Annotated in this window: 18 protein-coding genes and 4 tRNA genes; 15 read left to right on the forward strand and 7 right to left on the reverse strand. The window is 43.9% G+C overall.

Annotation, left to right across the window (positions count from 1 at the left end; all coding sequences use genetic code 11):
- Positions 1 to 273: 273 nt before the first annotated feature.
- Positions 274 to 1,293, forward strand: a complete 1,020-nt coding sequence (hemH, locus tag ACMFL8_RS02470) for a ferrochelatase (RefSeq protein ID WP_189582626.1) — start codon at positions 274 to 276, stop codon at positions 1,291 to 1,293.
- A 190-nt stretch (positions 1,294 to 1,483) separates the two neighbouring features.
- Entirely contained in the window at positions 1,484 to 2,323 is an 840-nt protein-coding gene (locus ACMFL8_RS02475) for a BPSS1780 family membrane protein (protein WP_413190005.1), read from the forward strand.
- Between the two features lie 101 nt (positions 2,324 to 2,424).
- Here ACMFL8_RS02475 and ACMFL8_RS02480 read toward each other — a convergent pair whose 3' ends face one another.
- Complete coding sequence (locus ACMFL8_RS02480) at positions 2,425 to 2,757, reverse strand: hypothetical protein (protein ID WP_189582621.1); 333 nt, start codon at positions 2,755 to 2,757, stop codon at positions 2,425 to 2,427.
- A 196-nt stretch (positions 2,758 to 2,953) separates the two neighbouring features.
- Between ACMFL8_RS02480 and ACMFL8_RS02485 the strand changes: the two genes are divergently transcribed.
- Positions 2,954 to 4,258, forward strand: a complete 1,305-nt coding sequence (locus ACMFL8_RS02485) for a right-handed parallel beta-helix repeat-containing protein (protein WP_189582618.1) — start codon at positions 2,954 to 2,956, stop codon at positions 4,256 to 4,258.
- 51 nt (positions 4,259 to 4,309) lie between these two features.
- Here ACMFL8_RS02485 and ACMFL8_RS02490 read toward each other — a convergent pair whose 3' ends face one another.
- From ACMFL8_RS02490 to ACMFL8_RS02500, 3 genes are all read right to left on the reverse strand, one after another.
- Entirely contained in the window at positions 4,310 to 4,732 is a 423-nt protein-coding gene (locus tag ACMFL8_RS02490; RefSeq protein ID WP_413190006.1) for a hypothetical protein, read from the reverse strand.
- 390 nt (positions 4,733 to 5,122) lie between these two features.
- Entirely contained in the window at positions 5,123 to 8,101 is a 2,979-nt protein-coding gene (polA, locus tag ACMFL8_RS02495) for a DNA polymerase I (protein ID WP_413190007.1), read from the reverse strand.
- A 317-nt stretch (positions 8,102 to 8,418) separates the two neighbouring features.
- Positions 8,419 to 8,832: an Ohr family peroxiredoxin gene (locus ACMFL8_RS02500; RefSeq protein WP_413190008.1), complete on the reverse strand. Its 414-nt coding sequence runs from the start codon at positions 8,830 to 8,832 to the stop codon at positions 8,419 to 8,421.
- Positions 8,833 to 9,130: 298 nt separating this feature from the next.
- Between ACMFL8_RS02500 and ACMFL8_RS02505 the strand changes: the two genes are divergently transcribed.
- The 11 genes from ACMFL8_RS02505 to rimI all read left to right on the forward strand — a co-directional run bounded on the left by ACMFL8_RS02505 (position 9,131) and on the right by rimI (position 19,143).
- Positions 9,131 to 10,036 (forward strand): hypothetical protein, encoded by a 906-nt coding sequence (locus tag ACMFL8_RS02505; protein ID WP_413190009.1) that lies wholly within the window; start codon positions 9,131 to 9,133, stop codon positions 10,034 to 10,036.
- Between the two features lie 190 nt (positions 10,037 to 10,226).
- Positions 10,227 to 11,822: a peptide chain release factor 3 gene (locus ACMFL8_RS02510; protein WP_010201724.1), complete on the forward strand. Its 1,596-nt coding sequence runs from the start codon at positions 10,227 to 10,229 to the stop codon at positions 11,820 to 11,822.
- Between the two features lie 313 nt (positions 11,823 to 12,135).
- A complete protein-coding gene (locus ACMFL8_RS02515; RefSeq protein WP_201593269.1) occupies positions 12,136 to 12,990 on the forward strand; it encodes an RsiV family protein in 855 nt (284 codons plus the stop codon).
- Between the two features lie 79 nt (positions 12,991 to 13,069).
- Positions 13,070 to 14,413 (forward strand): FHA domain-containing protein, encoded by a 1,344-nt coding sequence (locus ACMFL8_RS02520; RefSeq protein WP_413190010.1) that lies wholly within the window; start codon positions 13,070 to 13,072, stop codon positions 14,411 to 14,413.
- Between the two features lie 195 nt (positions 14,414 to 14,608).
- A complete protein-coding gene (locus tag ACMFL8_RS02525; protein ID WP_413190011.1) occupies positions 14,609 to 16,105 on the forward strand; it encodes an anthranilate synthase component I family protein in 1,497 nt (498 codons plus the stop codon).
- Between the two features lie 193 nt (positions 16,106 to 16,298).
- Positions 16,299 to 16,374 (forward strand) — tRNA-Thr (locus ACMFL8_RS02530).
- A gap of 67 nt (positions 16,375 to 16,441) precedes the next feature.
- Positions 16,442 to 16,525: transfer RNA gene (locus ACMFL8_RS02535), tRNA-Tyr, on the forward strand.
- A gap of 81 nt (positions 16,526 to 16,606) precedes the next feature.
- Positions 16,607 to 16,680, forward strand: a tRNA-Gly gene (locus tag ACMFL8_RS02540).
- 119 nt (positions 16,681 to 16,799) lie between these two features.
- Positions 16,800 to 16,874, forward strand: a tRNA-Thr gene (locus ACMFL8_RS02545).
- A 436-nt stretch (positions 16,875 to 17,310) separates the two neighbouring features.
- Positions 17,311 to 18,501, forward strand: coding sequence for an elongation factor Tu (gene tuf, locus ACMFL8_RS02550; protein ID WP_010201720.1), 1,191 nt, complete (start codon positions 17,311 to 17,313; stop codon positions 18,499 to 18,501).
- Positions 18,502 to 18,663: 162 nt separating this feature from the next.
- Positions 18,664 to 19,143: a ribosomal protein S18-alanine N-acetyltransferase gene (gene rimI / locus ACMFL8_RS02555; RefSeq protein WP_413190012.1), complete on the forward strand. Its 480-nt coding sequence runs from the start codon at positions 18,664 to 18,666 to the stop codon at positions 19,141 to 19,143.
- A gap of 63 nt (positions 19,144 to 19,206) precedes the next feature.
- Here the strand turns inward: rimI and ACMFL8_RS02560 are convergent, their stop codons facing one another.
- From ACMFL8_RS02560 to trxB, 3 genes are read right to left on the reverse strand one after another with little or no spacing between them, the layout of a single operon-like run.
- A complete protein-coding gene (locus ACMFL8_RS02560; RefSeq protein WP_240216690.1) occupies positions 19,207 to 19,638 on the reverse strand; it encodes a MerR family transcriptional regulator in 432 nt (143 codons plus the stop codon).
- A gap of 33 nt (positions 19,639 to 19,671) precedes the next feature.
- Positions 19,672 to 20,490 (reverse strand): leucyl/phenylalanyl-tRNA--protein transferase, encoded by an 819-nt coding sequence (aat, locus tag ACMFL8_RS02565; RefSeq protein WP_201593526.1) that lies wholly within the window; start codon positions 20,488 to 20,490, stop codon positions 19,672 to 19,674.
- Positions 20,491 to 21,513 (reverse strand): thioredoxin-disulfide reductase, encoded by a 1,023-nt coding sequence (gene trxB / locus ACMFL8_RS02570; protein ID WP_240216689.1) that lies wholly within the window; start codon positions 21,511 to 21,513, stop codon positions 20,491 to 20,493.
- Positions 21,514 to 22,062: 549 nt separating this feature from the next.
- Here trxB and ACMFL8_RS02575 point away from each other — a divergent pair.
- Positions 22,063 to 25,383: a DNA translocase FtsK 4TM domain-containing protein gene (locus tag ACMFL8_RS02575; RefSeq protein ID WP_413190013.1), complete on the forward strand. Its 3,321-nt coding sequence runs from the start codon at positions 22,063 to 22,065 to the stop codon at positions 25,381 to 25,383.
- The last annotated feature ends 1 nt before the right edge of the window (position 25,384 follow it).

The raw sequence follows: 25,384 nt of genomic DNA on the forward strand, positions 1-25,384 counted from the left end.
ACTGGTAGTACTATCAGGACGTGCGTTCAAAGCTACCTCGCAAGACGACAATTATCAATAAAAAATAGGACGGCAATATGCTTGCCTATTGTATGGCGATGCGTGGATGAGCACAACCTTCGAGTTGAGTCTTTCGCGCACAGTAAAAACTCAGTGCGTATCAAATTGTAGGGTTGCTACTTTTACCATGCGTTATCGCGCTATAAAATGCTACACTAATAATCGTTTATCCTATATTCTTTTTTAATCAACCTAATAATAAAATAGTACTTTATGAAACCAAAACTGCCCCCACGTATTGCTGTTCTATTGGTCAACCTTGGTACGCCTGATGAGCCGACAGCGCCTGCCGTGCGTCGCTACCTAAAGCAGTTTTTATCAGACCCGCGTGTGATCGAGATTCCGAAATTCCTGTGGGCGATTATCCTGAATCTGTTTGTGTTGCCAAGCCGTCCTAAACGCGTGGCAGAAGCTTATGCCAGTATTTGGGATGGTGACTCGCCAATGCGCAATATCCTGAACCAACAAGTAGCGATGTTAGATACGCGTTTGGCTGAGCAGGCTGCACCATTTCGCGTTTCTGTCCATTCTGCAATGAGCTATGGTAATCCAGGTTTGCCCGATGTGATGGACAAACTGCGTAGCGAAGGCGTTGACCACTTTGTGATGTTACCCGTATTTCCACAGTATTCAGCGACTTCAACGGGTGCAGTGTACGATGCCATTACTAAATGGTCTCTAAAGCAGCGTAACTTACCTAATATTACGATCGTTAAAGACTACTTCGCGCATCCTTTATATATCAAAGCATTAGCGGATAGTATTCGTCGCTTTCAAGCGGTACATGGCAAACCTGACAAGCTTATGTTTAGCTTCCACGGTATTCCGCAGCCGTATATGGATAAAGGCGATCCTTATCCTAGACGTTGTAAATGTACCGCAGCGCAAGTGGCACAAGCGCTTGGCCTAAAAGATGATGAATGGATTATCAGCTTTCAGTCACGCTTTGGTAAGCAAGAATGGGTTAAGCCTTATACCGACGTCATACTCGATGAATGGGCTAAATCAGGTGTAAAATCAGTACAAATTCTCAGTCCAGCGTTCTCAGCGGATTGTCTAGAAACCTTAGAAGAATTGGCGATTGAGAACCGTGAGAACTTTCTTCATGCTGGCGGACAAGAGTATCACTATATCCCAGCGCTGAATGCCGATGAGGCACATATTGATTTATTAGAAGCCATGAGTGCGCCATTGGTCAAAGGCTGGGCAGGCACGCTGGATGGTTGGGCTTAATTGATTAATCCAAAGCATAAAAAATACCGGACATCGTTTCCGGTATTTTTTTGTCTAAATGGTTTTAATTGAATTGACTAGAATGAAATAAAGTTGGGGTATTCGTTATCAATGTGTAAGAATATGCCAAACAACTATTTAAAACCTTTGCTAGCTTTATATTTGCGTAACTTTATCTTTAAGGATGACTATGTCCAGCTCTAACTCTTCACAATCCAATGTGTCTCTACAAAAACCTAACGGACAACCACCAAATTTACCACCAACTGATGAGTATGGCGGCCTATTACCGCAGTTATTGGCAAGTCCAAGAAAATGTGATGCAGCGGCTGGCATGAGCTGGATTGTTAAAGCGTTTGGGCTGTTTAAAGATCAACCACTATTATGGTTTGGCATGAGTGTGACATTTCTAATAATCGTTGGCATTGCTTCTTCAATACCTTTATTAAATATCCTGATCATACCGACTCTATTTATGTTTCTTGGGGGCTTTATTAAAGGTGCAGCAGCTCAATCGCAAGGGGCAGAGCTGCGTTTTGACCATCTATTTTCAGCATTTAAAAGCCATTGGCAGCCCTTGCTAATCCTTGGCTTATTATATTTAGTGGGTATTATTATTTGTATGATTCCGCTGTTTATCGCTATGGGTAGTATGATGTTTTCTATGATGACAGGCGGTATGGGTAGTAGTTACGGAATGATGAATGATATTTCTCTAGGAAGTATTTTCCTTGGTTATCTGTTGTCTATGCTACTGATAATCCCCCTTTATATGGCACTGTGGTTTGCGCCAGCGTTAGTGGTACTACATGACCTCGACCCCATTGCCGCCATGAAAAAAAGCTTTGAAGCAGGCAAAGTTAATGTCGTGCCTATTTTAGTGTATGGTTTAATATCAGTGTTGTTGTTACCTATCCTGACTATGCTGACCTTGGGACTGGGTGTATTTTTAATACTGCCAATTATGTTGCTCACTTACTACACCAGCTACCGTGACGTTTGGACCGATCAGCCAGTGTCAGCAGTGTAGTTTTTGAATTTGATAAAACGTTAAAACTTAAGCACCTTCTAAGAAACAAAAAATCCCGCTCAATGCTATCGAGCGGGATTTTTTATGACTGAATAGTTATCCTAAAAAGAGTCATCGTTACTACGTTCTGCTGCCTCTCTATCAGCGATATCCATCGCATCTGGATAATCACTGTCATCTAAATTGTCTTGAACCAAGACTTCATCGACACGTGATTCGTCGATATTTTGGCGGTGCATGGGCGTTAATCCTTGCGTGGCATCTGTACCGACTTCTGAATTATCAAACCCAGCACTATTGTCAATCACATCATCATTATCAATCGTGTGCAGCATAGGATTGTCTAGATTCACTTCTTGACTGTTATCATTGATGTTTGTATCACCTTCAATGTGATCCATATTTTCTGGTAGCGGACTCTTTGAATTGTCCATAATGGTTTCCTTATTATTGGCGGTTATTATTAGGTCGGTGGTTATTATTAGATAGTTATCAGCTGTTATTGTTGATTTTGTTTATCAAGATTCATTTATCAAAGTTAGTGTGACGCGTTATGATAGCTACTGATAGTAGTAAGGTGTCACAGGATGTTCAAAAAATGTAAGACGGACAATAAATAAGAGGTGCTTAATGGTAGCCAGCAAGAAGGGTTTACTCACATTCTCGTTAATAACAGCCTCATTGATGGGTGTCACGGTAGGCATGACAGCTTGCGAACGTTTGCCTTTTATTAATCCTGAGGGTATGAGAGAAACGAGTCATGTACAGCCGCCGCTTATAATCGATGCCAAGCTACCAAAAGCTACGACGATAATAAATTGTGCACCATTGAAACCTAAGCAGACAGTGACGGTAAAAGGTCATAGCGCACTCAGTAACGGCTGTGATTTGACAGGCAAGTCGATACGCTTTGAGCTGAACCACTCAAACAGCTCACTCGACTGTCGAGGCGCACTGCTTAGTACCACGGCTGATGACCCATCAAAGGCCAGTGCTATTACCATTAAGCCTGAAGCGGATGTGGCTATCGACAATATTGCAGTGGCCAATTGTCATGTGGAGGGCTACGGTCATGCGCTGCACATTCGCCAATATAGCAATCCCAATCAGCGTTACGCGCGTGGCTTTATTCATCCTGCTGCCAACCGTGCCCTTGCTCCAAATAGTATTCGCGTCATTAATGTCAGCAGTCGCAATAGTATCAATAGTGGGATGTTCGTTGGCGATCATGTGCATGACATCACTTTTGATAAAGTGCATATCCAAAACGCAGGCACCGTTGGGCTCTATTTAGAGTTTGGTAGTCGCGATAACGCGATTAAAAACTCTGTGTTCGTCGGGAATGGTTTTCGTACGTTTAAACCCAATCGTGAAGCTATCGCCGTCGATTCATCGAGCAACAATCGTATCGAAAACAATCAATTTATCCATAATGGCGCAGGCAGTATATTGTTATATCGCAATTGCTTTGAGCACGCCGATGACCCGACGCGGGGCAATCATTTTAAACGTACTGAATCGAGCCGTGACAATATTATCGCCAACAATATTTTTGAAGATGAGCCAGTTGGTGTGTGGGTGGCATCCAGACAGTCGCGCAATCTCAAAGGTTTTGAATGCGGTGCTTATTTGGTTAAGCAAACGCCATTTGCCAGCTACCATTTAGACAGTGCTAAAGACAATCAGATCATTAATAACCGTTTTGAGCAAGTCGAGCAGGGGATTATCGTAGAGGATGACGGCACGCTGATTAAGGGCAATAAGTTCGCAGCAAACGTCCGCTTACCTATCAGTGTTGGTTCTGAGATTCGTGAACAAAGCACAGTCGGAGCAATAATAAATACGCAGATTAAAAACAATACCTTTATCGATAAATCTATCGAACAAGCTATTCAGATTAGCGCTGCAAGCAAAACGGCTACCCATATTGAGTAGCCGTAGATATTTAAGCAACATTGATAGACCATAAACACTGCACTGACAGTTTTAGTGATTGGCGTGGCTCAATCCATCATTTAACTTGTGCAACAGGCAGGATTCAAAGTCGTTTAGTGTAAACTTCCATAAATATAGCAAGGCAATCAAATAAATAAGGGTTTCAGCCAGCTCTTCAACTATCCCACCAAAAGTGTGAGGGAACACGATAGCGTTCTCTCCCATATATTGTAATATCGCCAATGTGGCGACGCCAAGATAGAGCGACACATCAACATTTTTTAGTACTGCCCAAAGATAACGCCTCGAGTAAATCAGCAAACCGACACTCGTCAGGTACAGGGTCAAAAGAGCTGCGTCCTCCCACCAGTCATAAGACTGATTGAGAAATGAAAAATCACTGGGAACCAGTAAATCTGGTAGATAGTTCAACTCTCGACGAATAACAGCGACAAAAACCAGCACTGTTGCCAACCAAAAAGCCTTAATTTGTCTGACATGACTCTGTATAACATACTGTGAGCTGCGCAATAAACATGCTATCAACAGTATAATGCCAGGGGCTTCAATGATGCCATCTGAACTCAAAATAAATGACTCCCGATTTTTTAAAAACAAAAAAGTGAGCGCAAAGGCTCACTTCAAAGCAAAAAATAATGAATGAATAATTATGATTTAATGTGCCACCATTATAACGCCTATACTGAGATATTACCGTTATAAAATATAACCAACTGGTCATAAGTGATTGTTAATATGAATAATAGTTAATCATTCATTGTAGTCTTGGTTATTAGAAATTTTTACTTTTTCTAAGCATCTAAAGACCACTTATCTCAGGTCTAAGCGAGTGACAGTCTGTAATTAATGCGCCTCATCCCAGTTTTGACCACTATCAGTCTCGACCAATAGCGGGACTGCAAAGTTGACGTTCCAGCCTTTTTCCACGGCTGTCGTCCTTAAGACATCTTGCATTGCATCGGTAATCAACTGGCTAATCTCATCGACCTTATCGGAATCGACTTCGAACACCAATTCATCATGGACTTGTAGCAGCATCTTAGCTTGCTCTTTTGGCAATACCTTATCGACGGCAATCATAGCAAGCTTAATTAGATCTGCCGCTGAGCCTTGTAGTGGCGCATTAATCGCCGCACGTTCAGCGCCTTGCTTGACCATGCGGTTGCTATGGGTGATATCAGGCGTGTAAAGCTTACGACCTAATATCGTCTCGACATAGCCTTGCTCATGGGCACTGGCACGAGTATTGATCATATAGTTTTTGACACCCGGATAGCGATCAAAGTACATGTCGATATAGTCTTGCGCCTCATTACGGCTCATTTGCAATTGCTTGGCAAGCCCAAAGGCACTCATACCATACAGTAGTCCAAAATTGATGGCTTTGGCATTACGGCGCTCAGTTGGCGTAACATCTGCGACATCTTTGCCAAGCACTTCGGCGGCAGTCGCAGCATGAATATCTAACCCTTCGTTAAAGGCGTCAGTTAAGTTCTTATCACCTGAAAAATGCGCCATGAGACGCAATTCGATTTGTGAATAATCGGCTGCGAGAATCACGCGACCTGCTGGAGCAATAAAGGCTTGGCGAATTAGGCGACCAGTTGCCGTACGAATAGGAATATTTTGTAAATTGGGATCAGTCGAAGATAAACGACCAGTGCTGGTCAATGCCTGATGATAGCTGGTATGCACACGATCAGTCTCGCTATCTGCGACATTATCAAGCGCATCGGTATAAGTGCTCTTTAGTTTAGATAGTCCGCGATATTCTAAGGTGATATCGACCAATGGGTGATCAATTTTCGATAGTATGGCTTCACCAGTAGAGTATTGACCGGATTTGGTCTTTTTGCCACCCGGAACGCCGAGTTTCTCAAATAACATTTCGCCGAGCTGCTTAGGTGAGCCTAAGTTAAATTCTTCGCCAGCGATTTCATAAGCCTGTTTTTCAAGCGCGATAATTTCTTCATCGAAGCGCTTAGATAATTCGTTTAAGAAGGGGCGTTTAATTAAAATGCCATTTGCTTCCATTTGACACAGAATCTCTGCCGTTGGAATCTCTAACTCATGTAGCAATTTGGCATTATTGGCATCGTTCGCCATCTCGACACTAAACACCTCAAATAATTGATAAGTAATATCGGCATCTTCACAGGCGTAGTCACTGGCGATATCGATGGCGACTTGGTCGAACGTAACTTGCTTAGCGCCTTTGCCAGCGACGTCTTCATAGCTGATGGTTTGCGTTTGTAGATAATGACGTGCCAAGTCATCCATACCGTGACGAGTGGCGGCAGCGTTAATCACATAGCTGGCAAGCATGGTATCCATGGCCCAATTATTGGGTTGTTCATGAATGGCACCGACCAAATCGATATCATAATGACTGAGAATATGAGCATCGTATTTTAAATGTTGACCGATTTTACCGATATTTGAATTTTCCAAAATTGGCTTTAGGCGTGTCAAAACGGTATCACGGTCGAGCTGTTTAGTTGTTAGCTCGTCACCTTCCAGACTATGCGTCAGCGGAATGTAGTACGCTTCATGTGCTTGCACAGCAAAGGAGAGACCGACGATTTCAGCTTGACGCCAATAGATGCTAGTGGTCTCGGTATCTATAACGAAATGTGGAGCCGCTTTTAGTAACGCAATCAAACTATCAAAAGCTGGTTCGTCGAGCACAGTATGCCATGCTCTATCATGCGATTCGCTATCTTGGATATTCTCAATACTGCTTGATTGTAGCGACTTAGCGATTTGTGCTTGTGATTCAGCATCTGCTTGACTGTCAGCGACACTCTGCGAGCCATTGGCAGGGTGATTTGGGTGGTCAAGAGACGCTAGCTCGTTTCTAAACTCAAGCTCATTATACAATTCGCGTAATTCGTCTATATGAGCACAAGGATCGGTATTGATTTTCAGATCGTTCCAGTCCTGACCGATAGCTAAGTCTGTCACGATAGTAGCCAGCTTCCTATTAAACGGAATATCGTCAGCGTGTTCAATCAAACCTTTGGCACCGCGACCTTTGATAAAACCAATATGCTTTAACATATTGCCGATATCGCCATACTCAACGAGTAGGTCTTTTGCTGTTTTTTTACCGATACCAGGCACGCCTTTGATACCGTCTGAGGCATCGCCCATCAATGTTAAAAAATCAATCATTTGGTTTGGCGTGATACCAAGTTTGTCTACGACCGCTTGAGTGTCCGTGACTTTGCCAGTAAAGCTGTCTTCTAATATGACGCAGTCATTAACCAGCTGCATCATGTCTTTATCGCCAGTTGAGATGACGACGTGATGGCCTTGTTCGACTGCACGATGCGCCAGTGTCCCGATAATGTCATCGGCTTCTGCGCCCTCGATGCGCAACAGCGGAATACCTAATGCGGTTACCAAGCGATGGATATAAGGAATCTGCTCTACCAGCTCTATGTCGATGGGCGGGCGAGCTGCTTTATAATCAGCAGACATATGGTGACGAAAAGTCGGTGACTTGGTATCAAAGCAAACCGCCATATGAGTGGGATGATAACGACGCATAAGCTTGAGTAACGCATTGAGCGTGCCACGGATGGCATTGGTTATCAGGCCTTGCGAGTTTTGCATGGTCTTTGGTAAGGCATGATAAGTGCGAAACAGATAGTAAGAGCCATCAACCAAAATAAAAGGGGGCTGATTGCTGTCCACATGACTGGTGTCCATGGTCGCTACATTGGGCATGGTATCAAAGTTTGGCAAAGCGGCAGGATCAATCGCTTGATGGGAATTGTGGTCACTGTCGGTAATGGAGTCGGTCATAGGATCAGTCATAAAGGTCACTTATCAGCTATTAGATAGAAATATGTGCTTATTATAACGATAAAAATGACGTGTGCCGAACTGCTTAAAAGTTATGATAGGTTCTATAGTCAAAACATTCTAAAAACGCGACGGTATGGCTGATATCAATTTACCTTGCTTGCTGCTATCACAGAGGCTACGAAAAATTCATCCCAGTCGCACTGTATCTGTTTTAAAGTGAATCCACTATAGCGTTATTGTTTTTTGACCAAAATTTAAGAAAAAAAAGAACCCAGCGTTAACTGGGCTCTTTTATATCTATTACTGATACTGTCATTGATCAGGAATTATTTTACTTCTGACGTCACTTCGCTATCGATATTACCGTGTGTGGCTTTCGAGTATGGGCAAACTTTATTGGCTTTTTCGACCAGCTGTTGAAATTCATCGGCAGATAGCTCTGTATTTTCAGCAGCCACATGAATTTTCACCGCCAATTGAAAGTCTAGACCTTCACCTTTACGTAAATCTACCGATACTTGAGTGGTCGAGTCAAATTTTGCTTTTTCTTCGCCTTTGACTGCCGCAAGTGCGCCATCGAAGCAAGCCGCATAACCCATGGCAAATAATTGCTCTGGATTATTACCGTCTTTACCTGAACCCGGTGCGACCATATTAATGGTCAAATCACTATCTTGCAGACTAGCCTTACCAGAACGACCGCCAGTGACGGTTGCTTGAGTAGAATATAGATTTTTCATAACACATCCTTTGTAATTGGTTTATTTATATAATTATTAAATTCAATCAGCCATTAAGCATAACAAACTATGCGCCTAGCTCCATAGGTCAGTCGTAACTATATGCTACGACTTTGTAAGTGAGCATTTGCATGGATAATGAGAATATTTTTAACATTCACCAATAAGCCCTGCTACACAATTAATGGCTTTAAATATATAAGTCATGGCGACATTGATGTAAACTAGTAACATGGTTTTCATACCCACATTATCAGCAGAGATGTGCAAAACATCCTAACCGTAAGGACACCTTATTATGAAAGCAACAGTATTTTTGCCTATGACCTTATCCTTGCTCGCGATGGCACTCGTGGGATGTGGCGAAGACGATGACGGTGTCTACGGTTCAGGCGGCAATAAGATTACGCTGACGAGCTTTTCTAATAGCTATGACAACCAAGCCAACGCGAGCGCCATTGCGCGAATCGAACAGACCTACCGTACTGGTGGACGTGAAATAAAAATAAAAAATCTGGTCAACAGTTACAACAACCAAAGTCTTAATAACTTAGACAGAACCGTGCTGGCAGATGATTTTGAAGGCAGACTGGAAAATAACGATATTGAAGTCAATGGCCGCACGGTTAAACGTCCTATTTATGAGACAAACAGCAACAATAAATTGAATTATGAGACCACCTATAAAACCCTTGATTTAGCAGGTTTGAACGCTGGTAGTTATAGTTCTGGCAACAATATAGACAACAGCCGCGGCATCATTACTGATTTGAACAACTATCCTGATATACCAGCCAATGTGACGTTCCCAGCTGGCTCGGTTTGTTATATTCCTGTTGTCACTAGCGAGCGCTCATTTTTGGCTTTTAGTGACAGTAATAAAACGGGCTATAGTACGCTGAACAGATGGATTGACGCGGCCGAAGAACGTTTTAACGACGATAGAGACTTTAGCACCTCGCGCTTTGGGGTGGGTTTTGACAACGACCAAAAAGCGGCGCAAGTGACGTTTTTTGAGTTTAACAACCAGCCTGCTTATCGATACAATGGTGTTGAATATGATAATGATATTTATGAAGCCGATTATGTGGCGCAAGGCCGCATTGACCCGAATACCAACAGTGTGCGCGGTGTCGTTGACTGTACGCTAGTCAATGAGGTGGCAGGGGACTTCTTGGCAGCGCAAATCACGCGCTATTATTAAATTCCAAAAAATGACTGACACTCTCTATTTAACGATCTAGAGAGTGTTTTTTTATGCGCTAATTCTGCACCCTCACGCTAAATCCGCTACAATACGCCCATTATTTATTTTATTTATTGAAATTAATACCCAAAAGAAAGTTACTGTCTAAGAGACAGCCTTTTTGAAGTTAAGGTTGAAGCCAAAAATTATGAGCGTAGATCCAAAGAAATTGAACAAAGAAGTGGCCAAACGCCGCACCTTTGCCATTATCTCGCATCCTGATGCGGGTAAGACCACCATGACCGAAAAGCTGCTGCTATGGGGTCAAGCGATTCAGGTGGTTGGCGAAGTAAAAGGCCGAAAAACTGACCGTCATGCCACGTCCGATTGGATGAGTATGGAGCAGGAGCGTGGTATTTCTATCACCACTTCAGTCATGCAGTTCCCTTATCAAGACCATATGGTCAATCTACTAGACACCCCGGGTCACGCCGACTTTAGTGAAGATACTTATCGTACGTTGACCGCTGTCGATAGCGCGTTAATGATGGTTGACGGTGCGAAAGGCGTTGAGGAACGAACCATCAAATTGATGGAAGTTTGCCGCATGCGTGACACACCGATTATCTCGTTTGTGAACAAGCTAGATCGTCAGATTCGCGAGCCGCTTGAGCTACTGAGTGAAATTGAAACAGTGCTTAAGATTAAATGTATTCCGTTGACGTGGCCGATTGGTATGGGGCAGGATTTCGTTGGCGTCTATCATTTGACCGAAAATAAGACTTACCTTTACGAAAAAGGTAATGGCGGCAAGATGACGGTTTCTGAAACCCGTGACGGTTATGATTATCCGGACATACGCGAGCGTCTTGGGAAGCTGATGTTTGATGCTTTTGAAGAGTCGCTTGAACTGGTACAAATGGCGCTAGAAGACTTTAGCGAAGAGGCATTTTTAGCGGGTGAGATGACGCCAGTATTGTTCGGTACGGCGCTGGGTAACTTCGGTGTCAATATGGTACTCGATACCCTTGTGAAATATGCACCGCCCCCAAAAGCCCATCCGACTACTGAGCGTGAAGTCTCAGCATCTGAGACAGACTTTACAGGTTTTGTCTTTAAGATTCAGGCAAATATGGATCCGCGTCATCGTGACCGCATTGCGTTCTTACGCGTGTGCTCAGGTAAGTACGAAAAGGGCATGAAGCTGAAGCATGTACGCTTGGGTAAAGACGTGCGTATTGCGGATGCACTGACCTTTCTCGCCGGTGACCGTGAAGCGCTAGAAGAGGCTTATCCGGGTGATATTATTGGTCTGCATAATCATGGGACGATTTCTATTGGTGATAGCTTTACCGAAGGCGAAGAGCTAAACTTTACCGGTATCCCTCATTTTGCGCCTGAATTGTTTCGCCGTGTCGTTCTAAAAGATCCTCTGAAGTCCAAGGCTCTACAAAAAGGTCTACAGCAGTTAAGTGAAGAGGGCGCTACACAGGTCTTTATGCCGCAGATTAACAATGATTTAATCTTGGGCGCGGTGGGTGTGCTACAGTTTGAAGTGGTCGCGCATCGTCTCAAAGAAGAATACAAGGTTCAATGTATTTTTGAGCCAGTATCGATTGCAACGGTACGTTGGATCCATTGCGATGATGATGTGGCCTTGGCTAAGTTTAAGAAAAAAGCCCACGATCAGTTATCAATCGATGGCGGTGGTTATCTGACCTATCTTGCGCCATCGCGAGTCAACTTGCAGCTGATGCAAGATCGTTATCCAGAAGTGACTTTTAGCAATACTCGCGAGCATTAATATCTGTTATTTAAGTATGAGTAAATGGTCAAAACCTATTTTCTATTTTTTAAAAGACACGCTAGCCGTGTCTTTTTTATTGCCTGTCGTTTAGTCCATTATTAAATCGCTACTTCTCATAAACATCGATACATCAATACTTTGGAACTAGCACCTTGACACTGGCACTTTGAAACCAGTCTTTTGAAACTGGCACTTCAAAAGATTAATACCTCAAAAACACAAACAGTGTTTCAACAATACATCACAGTAGTTACGGTAGAATATTATTAACCATTATATTATTAACCATTGTTTTTTTATGGAAAAAATTATGACAGTCACACCTCAATCTAGTAGCGCCACACCAAAAGCCAACCAGTCGTTAGTACTGAGAAGGACCAGTCTACGCCGAGTTGGTACGTTAGTGACTGGCCTACTATTTGGGGCAATGGCGATGTCAGCTAATGCGGGTAATCTCATTAGCAGTACCGATTATTTGGATTATGAGTTGCCCAACGATGTGCAAGAGAAATGTGCCGAACGACAGAATTGTCCAGAGATCGAGATTAAGTATCTCAAAACCAATCATGATTGGATAAACGGTATTACCAATGCCCGTATCAATCATTTCGTCGTCAATAGTAAACCGACCGAGTCAGCATCTATTAATACCAGAGCGACGCCAGCCATTGTCAAGGCAGCTATCGATGACTTTGCAAGCTCACAATTTATAGATATGCCAAACGACAGTTCAGGGTCGTATAATTTGATGGTCACGCCTGATTATTTGGGGCATGTGAGTGATTTTGAGTTGTTTGAAATCAACTCGTATGTGTTTACAGGTGGCGCGCATGGCATGCCCTATAGTGAGTATTTAATATTCGATGCCAGCAGCAAAAAACAAATCCAACTGGCAGATATGTTGCAGACAGGCAAAAAATCACGTTTTGAGGCGCAAGCTTACGCTGCTTATAAAACGTGGGTAAAAACGGTCGATAATGACTTGAGCAGCTATGAGAAAAACTGGCCATTTACCCTGAGTGATAACGTCACATTGACGGATAAAGGCGTCGATATTCGCTATCAACATTATTCTATTGGGCCTTATGCTTATGGGATGCCAGTCTTAAGTATCCCTTACAGTAAGCTTGGTGGTGTGATCAAGCCGCGTTTTATGCCCAAATAACCGTTTTATTCCGAAATAATATGAGTCATAAACTTTAGAGAACCATTGAACATTTAATAATAAATTAAGGAGCGATGTTATGACGAGCGATATAGAAAACACAGCAGCGACAACAGAGTCAACAGTTACAGATACTTGGCGTCTCAACGCCTTAACAGTAGCGCTGGGTGATCTGGCACTAACTGTAAGCGACAGCTTGTCTGTGGGGCGTGGTAGTGATAATGACGTGGTACTTGGCAGCAAGGAAGTATCACGCAATCACGCGGTACTGAGCGTACTAAACGGTAAGCTGTACGTCAAAGATCTGGACTCCTCTAACGGGACGTTTATTAATGAGCAACGTATTGATAGCAATAAGTCTAAGCACCTTGAGGCCAATGATACGCTTGGTTTTGCCAGTTTTGCCTTCACAGTAACGCCGTTGAGTGTCGTAAATGAAGCTGTAGTGAATGAAGCTGTAGTGAATGAAGCTGTAGAGCAGCCAGTCATCGCTAAAGAACCGATAGTCGACCACGAACCTGTCGTTGATGTTACTGCTGCGCCAGTTCTCGCATCAGATTCTGTTAATACCCATGATGCTAATACCCATGATGCTGAGTCTAGCGTTGCCGATTCGAGCAGTGTTGATTCTGAAACTGTTGCTTCCAAAACCATTGACTCTGAGATTAGTCCGTCTCCCGTCGTAGAAGAGCAGGTAGCACCGACTGTTGCTGACAAACCAGAGATGGCTACTGATACACCAGAAGTGAATCCTGAGCCGCCTGTAGAGGTTGAGCCTATCGTGAAAGAAACCATCATTGCAGATGTGTTGTCATCAGTGAATAGCTCGGATAGCACTCCTGTTCAACCAGCGGATATTACCGAAAGCAAGGTTGATAAGACTAATGAGGCAGCTACTCCAGTCGTTAAAGAAACGATGATCGAAGAAGTCTTGACCGCCAAAGATACTGTGGATACCACACCTGTGCAAGCGACTCCAGTTGCCGCCGCCGCAGTAGACGAGCCGACGCCCATTACTGAGCAAGAGAATGCCATGTCTAAAGAGGTCATGCCTAAAGAAACAATAACTGAGACGCCTGTTGCTACTGAAAAGCCTTTAGCCAAACAGTCTGTTGTCGAGCAACCAGCATTAGACAGTGCAGAGCATGACAAAACCACCAAAACTGAACTGCAGGAAGAGGCTGATCCGGATGTCTTACGTGCTAAGCAAGCAGCAACTGCTCAGTTTTCAGGTACGGCCAATCTAGGACAGGCTCACGATCTCGGTACCAAAGGTAATAATGCCATGGATCAAGCCGTTGATAACCCTGCCAATGCTGGATACGTAGAGAAGAAGCCCAGCGGTGGTTGGTTTATATGGGTGTTTGCCGTCATTCTTATCATTGGCTTAGCGCTATGGCTGTTCAATATGGGCGGTGTATAAGCCAAGCTCTGTCATGTCCATCATGTCATGCTGAGATGAGTTAAGGCTAACATCTTTATCCTTATAACTAGCGTTCTATAGCGTCAACGTTCATGAGAGTGTTGACGCTATATTTTGATTATACTTTCATTCTCTTTTTAAGATTGTTTTTAAGTTTATGGCCTTTTGCCAATATCGTGTTAAGAGACAGCTACTATGATGACCTTTGTAGAATATCAAGCTTTCAAAAATCAAGGCTTTAGTCATGCCCCTTTGGTAAAAAAGCGTTTGATGGATGCGCAAACGCCCGTGTCGGTATTCTCTAAAGTACGTGATTTGAATGGTTCTGCTTATCTGTTTGAGTCCGTGGTAGGTGGTGAGCGCTGGGCACGATACTCTATGATAGGCTTGGGCAGTGATCTGATTGTACAGTATGCCGACGGTAGTATGACGACCAAAAAAAACGATCATACGGACACCGAGTCAGTAGAAAATCCATTTGAATATATTCGTCAGTTAATGGCTCAGTACCAGATGCCAACAGTTAAGGATATTCCCACATTACCGAGCTTCAGTGGCGGTTTGGTGGGTTACTTTGGCTATGACATGGTGCGGGTCATTGAGCCTAGTGTAGGCCTGTCTGATGCGCCTAATCCGATGTTAATGCCAGATATGTGGCTGATGCTCTCGATGAGCGTCATCGTCTTTGACAATTTAGAAAATACTTTATCAATTATTGTTTATGCTGATTGTCAGGCTGAGGATGGTTATAGCATGGCCATACGTGAGCTAGAAAAAATCGAAGAGAAGTTGGCAGAGCCGTCAAATTTATCTGCGCCAGTTATGCCGACTCCAGCTTTTACCTCGCAGACAAGTGTAGAAAAGTATGTTGGCGACGTCAAAAAGATAAAAGCTCACATCGAAGAAGGCGCTGTGACGCAAGTGGTCGCATCACAGCGTTTGACGGCAGATTATACAGGTGACTCACTGGCTGTTTATCGTGCGCTACGATACCTTAATCCATCACCTTATTTATTTTTGGTACATGGCTATACGCTTGATGATCACAAGCGTTTTGATATCATTGGCGCTTCTCCTGAAAGCCTGTCACGTATCGAAAACGGCAAAGTGACGGTGCGTCCACTGGCTGGTACCCGTAAGCGTGGCCGAGATAAAGCAGAAGACCTAGCACTCGAGCAAGAGCTACTCAACGATGAAAAAGAGACTGCCGAGCATTTAATGTTCATTGATTTAAGCTGCGAGGATATTGGCCGTGTCTGTACAGATGGCAGTGTGAAAATCACTGAAAAGATGTCTATCGAGCGTTATTCACAAGTCATGCATATTGTGTCCAATGTTGAGGGCAAGGTGCTGCCTGATAAAGATACGCTAGATGTGTTTTGCGCTACCTTTCCTGCTGGTACATTATCAGGTGCACCTAAAATTCGTGCCATGCAAATCATTGACAAAATAGAGCCGGTGCGTCGAACAGTGTTTGGTGGCTCAGTAGGATATCTAGGCTGGAATGGGAATATGGATACGGCTATCGCTATCCGAACAGCAGTGATGCGCCGTGGCCAAATACATATCCAAGCAGGGGCAGGGATCAATGCCGACTCTGTGCCAGAGGCGAAGTGGGATGAAACCAATAAAAAAGCACTTATATTGGTGAAAGCGGTAAAAATGGCCTGTAATGGATTGTATATTCGTTAGCGATATTGTCAGTTGTATCGCAAAAATAAGAGTCGCAAGCATAAAGAGCCATCAAGCTTGAATTTTTATCTGAAAAAAATAGCAATATAATCAATGTCTTGAATATTATTATTAAAATAATTGGAAAAAACATTAAAAAGAGCTTGCGTCTGTCCAAATATTTGATAGAATAGCCACCACTTTGAGAGAACAAGCCGACTTAGCTCAGTTGGTAGAGCAACTGACTTGTAATCAGTAGGTCGCCAGTTCGATCCCGGCAGTCGGCACCATCTCTCTCAAAGTAGCTTTTTATGAATATGTCTTGAATTAAAGCCATTTTTATTCAAAGCAACCTAAGGTGGGATTGGGGAGCGGTCAAACCCAACAGACTGTAAATCTGTCGCGAAAGCTTCGAAGGTTCGAATCCTTCTCCCACCACCATATTTTCTAAGTTTGTCATAGCGCCAAGCATACTCGATATATAATCACTCTTTATTAGAGTGAGCTTACAGAAGAGTAAATGCGGGTGTGGTATAATGGTAACACCTTAGCCTTCCAAGCTAATGACGCGGGTTCGATTCCCGCCACCCGCTCCATATAGGCACAATCGCAAAAACTATTAAACATTCATCACGACAGTCAGTATATTATTGCTGTATCGTGATATTTTTTTTAGTGCAACCCACTGGTTGGCTACTGTAGTTGTTAAAAGCATGCTCATATAGCTCAGCGGTAGAGCACTCCCTTGGTAAGGGAGAGGTCTCGAGTTCAATTCTCGATATGAGCTCCATTTATTATTTAGCCTTTTATGTTTGCTTTGCTACTTTAACACACCGCTTTATGTCGATATCGAAATTATAGAATATTGAAAACAATAAAAAATTGGTACGGTAAATAAAAATTTAAGGGTGACACTGAGGTGTTGCCTTTTAGTGCTGTCAATTTCTAAATCAATTGCATTCACAAAAAAATACTGTAATGACAATGTTGTATAATACAGTGTAATGCTTGAAAAGCTAGTGATTGAAAAGTAGGTATAATGCCTGCATATAAAAGTATGGTGTTTACATTGTACTAAAGCATTTAACAGCAATACGATAAAGTAATTTTTAGTAGATAAGCCATAGCGTCAACGGTTTGATGGTTTTGTACGCATCATAAGCCGTCAAACAGCTATTCATCGATCTTTGACTGATAAAGATTCACCAAAAAAAGAGGAAATACCCATGGCAAAGGCCAAGTTTGAACGCAGCAAGCCACACGTCAACGTCGGTACCATCGGACACGTTGACCATGGTAAAACAACCCTAACAGCCGCTATCGCAACCGTAGCAGCAATCACCTCAGGTGGCGAAGCCAAAGACTACGCGTCTATTGACTCAGCCCCAGAAGAAAAAGCACGTGGCATCACCATCAACACCTCACACGTAGAATATGACACCCCAGCACGTCACTACGCTCACGTTGATTGCCCAGGTCACGCCGATTATGTTAAAAACATGATCACCGGTGCAGCCCAGATGGACGGCGCAATCCTAGTAGTATCTGCAACTGACGGCCCTATGCCACAAACACGTGAGCACATCCTGCTTTCACGTCAGGTTGGCGTACCGTACATCGTCGTATTCATGAACAAGTGCGACGTTGTTGACGACGAAGAATTGCTTGAACTAGTAGAAATGGAAGTTCGTGAATTACTAAGCGACTATGACTTCCCAGGTGATGACACCCCAATCATCCATGGTTCAGCTACTGAAGCTCTAAAAGGCTCACAAGAAAAATATGGCCAACCAGCTGTCGTAGAACTACTAAACGTTCTTGACACCTACATCCCAGAGCCAGAGCGTGACATCGACAAAGCATTCCTAATGCCAATCGAAGACGTATTCTCAATCTCAGGTCGTGGTACTGTTGTAACGGGCCGTGTTGAATCTGGTATCGTTAAAGTTGGTGACGAAATCGAAATCGTCGGTATCCGTGACACTCAAAAAACCACCTGTACTGGTGTAGAGATGTTCCGTAAACTGCTTGACGAAGGTCGTGCAGGCGAAAACTGTGGCGTACTACTACGTGGTACTAAGCGTGAAGACGTACAACGTGGCCAAGTACTTGCTAAGCCAGGTTCAATCACGCCTCACACCAAGTTTGACGCTGAAGTATATGTATTGAGCAAAGAAGAGGGTGGTCGTCACACACCATTCCTAAACGGCTATCGTCCACAGTTCTACTTCCGTACTACTGACGTAACTGGCGCAATCCAATTACAAGACGGTACTGAAATGGTAATGCCTGGTGATAACGTTGAGATGGGCGTAGAGCTTATCCACCCAATCGCTATGGACAAAGGTCTTCGCTTCGCTATTCGTGAAGGCGGCCGTACTGTAGGCGCTGGTGTTGTTGCTAACGTATTGAACTAATCTATCAGTCTCAGTAATGAGCTTGTAAGTTAGTTATGAAAAAGCCGCTCTCTTTATTGAGGGTGGCTTTTTTTTGGATGAAATAAGTTGATTGAGTGATATGAGCAAATAAAAATCAGTATTTACGATAAAATAGACCCTAATAAGAATAAAGGATAGGCCATGTTCACTATAGAAAATATAGAAGAGCTGCTAATTGATGCAATAGAGTTTGAACACATGATTCAAGCAGTAGCAAATATTGAAACTATGGTACAGCCGCAAGATGCTTGGGGTTATCAGACAATAATAGAATTGCTTGAGCAAGATAGTATTGATTTATTGGTCGTTTATCAAATTGATAAAGTCGTTGGCTACTGTCTCTATCAAGTTATCTTTGAGCAAGCAGAGATACTGCGCATCGGCACGCATCCTGATTACCAACGCCAAGGTATTGCCTCGCAAGTTTTTGCTAAATTGAATACTGAATTGATGAATAATAAGGTGGAAAATTTACTATTAGAAGTACGCGCAGACAATTTTTCAGCGATTGCTTTGTACGAGCAGCAAGGGTTGGCAGTGATTCATCGGCGTAAAGGCTACTACCAAATGCCTCATCGCCCAGCCATTGATGCGTTGATTATGCAGCGTGTGTATCTTTAATAGCCATAAATAGTACAGATGCTATTGGATTGATAAACGTTAGGAATGAAGACAGGCTCTAGATTACTCGGGGATGGTCTTTTTGCAGACTTCAATATCGAGCTCATAGTCACTATCTGCTTGCATGCGTTCTAATATTTCGATGCGCTCGCTTAAGAGCTCTACCATGACATTGATATTGGCCTGCTGTTTTTTGACTTGAGCCAGTTTTTGCTGAGTGAGACTTAGCTGTAAATCAATATCGAGCTGCCCATCATAATAGTCATTAAGACTGTCTCTGATTTCAGTGAGCGTAAAGCCAATAGCTTGTGCGCTCTTAATCAACTCAATGCGCTCAACGCATTCAGGATGAAACTCAGTATAGAGCCGTGAGCCTGCTTGTCGCTTACGCGACTTGAGTAGCCCTAGCTCATCATAATGACGCACGGTGTCTTTGGTGGTATTGGCTTCGCTCGCCAGCTTTCCAATTAATAAAAATGATGTATCAGGTGCCATAATAACCTCGTTGTTTTGTCGCTGTCACCACCATCATGAGTTGAGCTGCCAAGATTCCTTGCTCTCAAGGAGCGATACACTTAGGGACTTGTGAGAGTTCTTTTGCCATTTGACTGAATGAGTGGCTATTAGCGTATCCAATTGGGAAAGAAATTCAGCACGTGGTAGGGTGGTCGCACCTAAGCTCATGAGATGCTCATTGGGTAATTGGCAGTCTACGAGTGCCACGTTGCTCTGCTCACATAAGCGCATCAAACCCCAAAATGCTAACTTAGAGGCGTTGGATGAACGGTGAAACATCGACTCGCCAAAATAGATATTGCCTATTTTTAATCCGTACAATCCACCAATGAGTGTGCCTGCGTCATCCCAAACTTCGATACTATGTGCAAATCCATGAGCATGTAGTTTGGTATAAGCCTCGATCATCTCATCATGAATCCACGTGTGCTCGCCCTCAGGTAGGTCAGTATTGAGACCATCACTGCGCGGTAAACTACAGGCGTGAATGACGTCATCAAAAGCTTGATTGAGTGTCACTTGCCAACGCGCGCGGCTTGCTTGCTTGCGTAGAGATTTGCTGGGTTGATAGTCGGTCGGCACAATCACGCAGCGCGGTTCAGGGCACCACCAAGCGATAGGCTCATCTTCATTAAACCAAGGAAACAAGCCTTGCGCATAAGCAGAGATGAGCGTCTCGGGTGCTAAGTCACCGCCCATGGCGACAATACCGACTCCATCAGGATCAATAGAAATAGGATCAGGAAAGTCATAACGCCCAAGACTTTTTAAGGTCTCAGGCGTGATAAGCTGCTCGTTGTTATTGGCGTTATATTGTGAGAAGCTGTTCATTTAGTCTTCTTGATCAGCAGTCAGCGTTGACGCATAAGTATGGTCTAACGCAGTGGCTTCGCCAATGGCATCCAAGTATTTTTCAGCATCAAGCGCGGCCATACAGCCAGTGCCAGCAGAAGTGATGGCTTGACGATAGACGTGATCAGCCACGTCGCCTGCTGCAAACACACCTTCGATACTGGTTTGTGTGGCATTACCATTTAGGCCACTGTTAACGATAAGATAGCCGTCTTTCATGTCGAGCTGACCTTTGAATAGATCGGTATTAGGCTTGTGACCAATGGCGACAAACATACCAAATACATCTAGTTGCTTAGTACTGCCATCAATCATAGATTCAATAACGACGCCATTGACGCCCATGTCATCACCGACGACTTCTTTTACTTGATGGTTCCATTCGATTTTGACGTTGCCATTCTTGGCTTTTTCGAACAATTTATCTTGTAAGATTTTTTCAGAGCGTAAACCATCACGGCGATGTACTAGCGTGACTTCAGCAGCAATATTGGATAAGTACAAGGCTTCTTCGACAGCTGTATTGCCACCGCCAATCACCGCGACTTTTTGGTCTTTATAAAAGAACCCATCGCAAGTGGCACAAGCTGACACGCCTAAGCCTTTAAATTTGGTTTCTGACTCTAGCCCCAAATACTGTGCAGACGCACCCGTTGAGATAATCAAGGCATCACAAGTATAGGTGCCATTGTTACCTGTCAATTGAAAAGGACGCTCGCTTAAATTGACATCATTGATATGGTCATAAACCAATTCTGTACCAAAACGTTCAGCATGAGCTTTCATGCGTTCCATCAGTGCAGGGCCTGTCAAATCATGAGCATCGCCCGGCCAGTTGTCGACTTCGGTGGTGGTGGTTAATTGTCCACCCACTTCCATACCAGTGACCATAACGGGCTTGAGGTTAGCGCGCGCAGCATAGACCGCGGCAGAGTAACCCGCAGGGCCTGAGCCTAAAATAATGAGCTTTTCGTGACGTGGAGCGGTAGTATCAGTTGCCATGAGTGGTTCCTTGCAAAATATACGAATTAAAAATGTGAGTGATAAATATAATAAAAAGACAAACGTCAAAAGGTGCGACTAATATAGTTTTTCTAATTGCTATGAGATAATAACATAAGGGCACAGCGCACAAAGTGCAAGTTTGCTAAAACAAACACAGGTATTATTAGAATCAAAGAATAAATAGCTTTGGAATATAAGTGCAAAAAACAGAGGCTATTTTATAGAATTTAGGCAATACAGTGAGCAATATTTTGCCACTAATGTTTCGCTAACCAGCTGTTTTCTTGTGCAAAGTGTCTATTGATTTACTTTCTTACACGCTTTCTTTATAAGACTGTCGCCACTGCACCTATGTATTTGTTATTATAAGAAGTTATGCCAAGTGTAGTAGGAGCCAAGCGATAACGGTTGTTTAAAGGCTCTATGATCGGCACCTGCCAAACAAACACTTCGCTCGGTACATTTATGTCAACACTTTATGTCAGCATGATTAGGCTTAGTCATGCACTGGCGACCATTTAGTATTAATAACAAGGCAGATTTTACGTGATATCAGCACCGCTTATTGAGTATTTAAAAAAGGGAATATTTACCCTCCTTGGGTTAATACTGGCCGTTTATCTGTTTGTCATTCTGATGACGTATACAGGCAACGATCCTAGTTGGTCGCACATCAGTAGTGACATGACCACCATTAACAATATGGGTGGCGAGATGGGGGCGTGGTTGTCTGACCTGCTTTATAGCTTTTTTGGTTTTGGCGCATGGTGGTTGTTGGCGTTTGTGGTCTATGAGTCTATTCTTATTTGGTGGGACAATAAGCCGACGTTTTGGTTGCTACGTGTAGTCGCTTACGTGTTTTTGATTCTAAGTGCCAGCGCCTTATTTGCGCAGTTGGTCGCTTTAGTGCAGCAAATAGCAGATCCAGTTACCACAGGTCTGACAGGGGTCGCGGGTGGTATCATCGGTCTCGAACTGCAAGCGCGTTTGGCTCAATTATTGTCGCAGTGGGGGAGTGTGGTTTTTTTAACGGTATTCGTAATTATTACGGCGACTTTTGCTTTTAATATTCATTGGCTCGCGATATACCGAAAAATCATGACCCTGTCATGGCTTGGTTCTGGTGTAAAAAACCAAGATAGTCAGTCTGAGAGTGTGCAGGCCGCTGAAAAGAGTCGTCAGCAGCATAATGAAGCCCTAACCGACGAAAAGGTATCGCACGCTGTTCCGGAGTATGACCAGCTGTCCCTTGAGCTGCAAGCAACTGAGCATGAGGCTAATACGCAACAATCCGATAGCAGTGGTCGCTTTAATCATGTACTCACCGAATTTTTAGCGAGTTCTGGCTTGGGTGCCAGTGTAAAAGCTTCTATGGCAGCAGCGGGTGAGAGCGAGCATTTACAAAGCGTACCTGCCACGCCTAGTAGCGCTGGCGTAAGCAACTTTAGTGATAATAAGGTATCTGCTACCCCAAGCCCTGTCACGACTCCTAGCCGTAAAGTAGAGCCGAGTTTTGCTTGGAATGATGCCAATACTGTTGATGACTTATTGGCAAGCGATATGGCTATTTACGACCAGAGCATCCACAGCGCCACTCATGATTCTGCTACTCCTGCTTATATCAATAATGCTGAGTCGCCAAAAGAGACAGCAGTGTCTACAAACACGGCAACAGACATGGCAACGCTAGAGCTGGAGACACCAAGCGCGAGCTCTACTGTTAGTCCTAATAAAGAAGATGTCGACCAAGCAATTACAGAGACAGCAAGCAAGCAAATCGCGCCTAATTCTGCCGATGCGCCTCAGACTATGGCATCAGATGACAGCCATGCAACAGATGAAACGAACGAAGCGGTTGATACATTGGCAGAATCTTGGTTGTCAGAACATGCGCCTGTTTCACCTTCTCAAGAAACAGAAGAAGATACTAATGAACCCGAGCAGCCAGCACTAAAGACGGCAGCGGATAATACTTATGACGCCTCTGCTGGATCATCAAACAAGTTAGCAGACAAGTTATCAAATGAAGAGCAATGGGAAAGCTCATTGTCAATACAAAGTCCTGCTCCAGAAGAGGATGATGTAAGTATCGTCGCACCAGTCGCTGATATGACCCCGACCAATACGCCACCGACCAACCCAGCATTACCTCCTAAGGTAGAAACCAACGTTTCAGCGCCAGCTGCTGAACCGATAGTCGCATCTAAGCCAACGGTCAGCTTTGCGGTGCCAGAGGGTGATAGCGGCAACCATATTACGGATATGATGCCTGAGGATGACAGCCGCGATGATAATAGCGATACGCCCGTTATGCCGCATATCAGTGACGATGGCGCTTTTAGTCAAAAATCACGCTCGATGCAAACGGCCGCCTATCGCAGTAGCTTAACGCCTATTCCAGAGATCTCTATTTTAGATAAGCCAGATCCTGATCGTAAGCCAAGCTATACCATTGCTGAGCTTGATAAGTTGTCTGAGCTCTTAGAGATTAAATTACAAGAATTCAATGTTAAGGCCGCAGTAGTCAATGCCATTCCGGGGCCAGTCGTTACACGCTTTGAAGTAGAGCTTGCTGCTGGGGTAAAAGCCAGTAAAGTCACCGGTATTTCACGTGATTTGGCACGGTCATTATCAATGGCATCTTTGCGTGTGGTTGAGGTCATTCCGGGCAAGCCTTATATCGGTATCGAAGTGCCGAACAAACAACGCGAAATGGTGCGTTTGATTGAGCTGTTGAATACCGAAAAATTCCAAGATCCTAAAGCCCAAATCAGCATGGCGATGGGTAAGGATATCGGTGGTAATGCTATTATTACTGACCTTGCGCGCGCGCCGCATATGTTGGTTGCTGGTACCACAGGCTCTGGTAAATCCGTATTAGTCAACTCAATGCTACTCTCTATGCTACTCAAATATACACCGAACGAGCTGCGCCTGATTTTGATTGATCCAAAGCAGCTTGAGCTGGCAAACTATAATGACATTCCGCATCTATTGACGCCAGTCGTTACCGATATGACTGAAGCCGCCAGTGCTTTGTCATGGTGTGTGGCAGAAATGGAGCGCCGTTATCAGCTGATGAGCTTATTAAAGGTACGTAAGCTTAACGAGTTTAATAAAAAGGTCATCGCTGCTGAAAAATCGGGCAATCCAATGCTCGATCCTTTATGGCGACCCAATGATAGCGTGAGCATCAGCCAAGCACCAAAGCTCAAAACATTACCGATGATTGTCATTGTCGCGGATGAGTTTGCTGATATGATTATGCAGGTCGGTAAGCAAGCAGAAGAATTAATCACCCGCCTTGCGCAAAAGTCACGCGCAGCAGGAATTCATTTAATGCTTGCCACCCAGCGTCCATCGGTCGATGTTATTACTGGTCTAATTAAAGCCAATATCCCCGTTCGTGCAGCGTTACGTGTGAACTCAAAAGTGGATTCACGGACGATTCTAGACAGTGGCGGTGCCGAAGACATGCTGGGTAATGGTGATATGCTGTTTTTAGGCCCAGGGCAAATTGAGCCAGACCGTGTACATGGGGCGTATGTCAGCGATGAAGAGGTCAATCGTGTCTGTGATGCTTGGCGTGAGCGCGGTGCGCCTGATTATATTGATAACATGGCAGGCAACTTTGAATTGTCTAGTCCTGGCGGTGGTGGTAGTGGCGGCAACGCTTCTGGTGAGGACGATGACTTATATAATGATGCCGTGGCTTTCATCATGGAGACGCGAAAAGTATCAGCGTCTAGTATCCAGCGTAAATTTAGTATCGGCTACAACCGTGCCGCTCGTATCGTTGATTCAATGGAAGAGGCTGGATTGGTCAGCTCGATGGGTAAAAGCGGCAAGCGTGAGTTATTGATGTAAA

Origin of the sequence: Psychrobacter sp. AT9 (assembly GCF_047272965.1) — a bacterium.
Lineage (GTDB): Bacteria > Pseudomonadota > Gammaproteobacteria > Pseudomonadales > Moraxellaceae > Psychrobacter > Psychrobacter glaciei.

Coding starts and splice junctions, on each gene's coding strand:
- hemH (WP_189582626.1), top strand. CDS start 274: ATGAAACCAAAACTGCCCCCACGTATTGCTGTTCTATTGGTCAACCTT.
- ACMFL8_RS02475 (WP_413190005.1), top strand. CDS start 1,484: ATGTCCAGCTCTAACTCTTCACAATCCAATGTGTCTCTACAAAAACCT.
- ACMFL8_RS02480 (WP_189582621.1), bottom strand. CDS start 2,757: ATGGACAATTCAAAGAGTCCGCTACCAGAAAATATGGATCACATTGAA.
- ACMFL8_RS02485 (WP_189582618.1), top strand. CDS start 2,954: ATGGTAGCCAGCAAGAAGGGTTTACTCACATTCTCGTTAATAACAGCC.
- polA (WP_413190007.1), bottom strand. CDS start 8,101: ATGACTGATCCTATGACCGACTCCATTACCGACAGTGACCACAATTCC.
- ACMFL8_RS02500 (WP_413190008.1), bottom strand. CDS start 8,832: ATGAAAAATCTATATTCTACTCAAGCAACCGTCACTGGCGGTCGTTCT.
- ACMFL8_RS02505 (WP_413190009.1), top strand. CDS start 9,131: ATGAAAGCAACAGTATTTTTGCCTATGACCTTATCCTTGCTCGCGATG.
- ACMFL8_RS02510 (WP_010201724.1), top strand. CDS start 10,227: ATGAGCGTAGATCCAAAGAAATTGAACAAAGAAGTGGCCAAACGCCGC.
- ACMFL8_RS02515 (WP_201593269.1), top strand. CDS start 12,136: ATGACAGTCACACCTCAATCTAGTAGCGCCACACCAAAAGCCAACCAG.
- ACMFL8_RS02520 (WP_413190010.1), top strand. CDS start 13,070: ATGACGAGCGATATAGAAAACACAGCAGCGACAACAGAGTCAACAGTT.
- ACMFL8_RS02525 (WP_413190011.1), top strand. CDS start 14,609: ATGATGACCTTTGTAGAATATCAAGCTTTCAAAAATCAAGGCTTTAGT.
- tuf (WP_010201720.1), top strand. CDS start 17,311: ATGGCAAAGGCCAAGTTTGAACGCAGCAAGCCACACGTCAACGTCGGT.
- rimI (WP_413190012.1), top strand. CDS start 18,664: ATGTTCACTATAGAAAATATAGAAGAGCTGCTAATTGATGCAATAGAG.
- ACMFL8_RS02560 (WP_240216690.1), bottom strand. CDS start 19,638: ATGGCACCTGATACATCATTTTTATTAATTGGAAAGCTGGCGAGCGAA.
- aat (WP_201593526.1), bottom strand. CDS start 20,490: ATGAACAGCTTCTCACAATATAACGCCAATAACAACGAGCAGCTTATC.
- trxB (WP_240216689.1), bottom strand. CDS start 21,513: ATGGCAACTGATACTACCGCTCCACGTCACGAAAAGCTCATTATTTTA.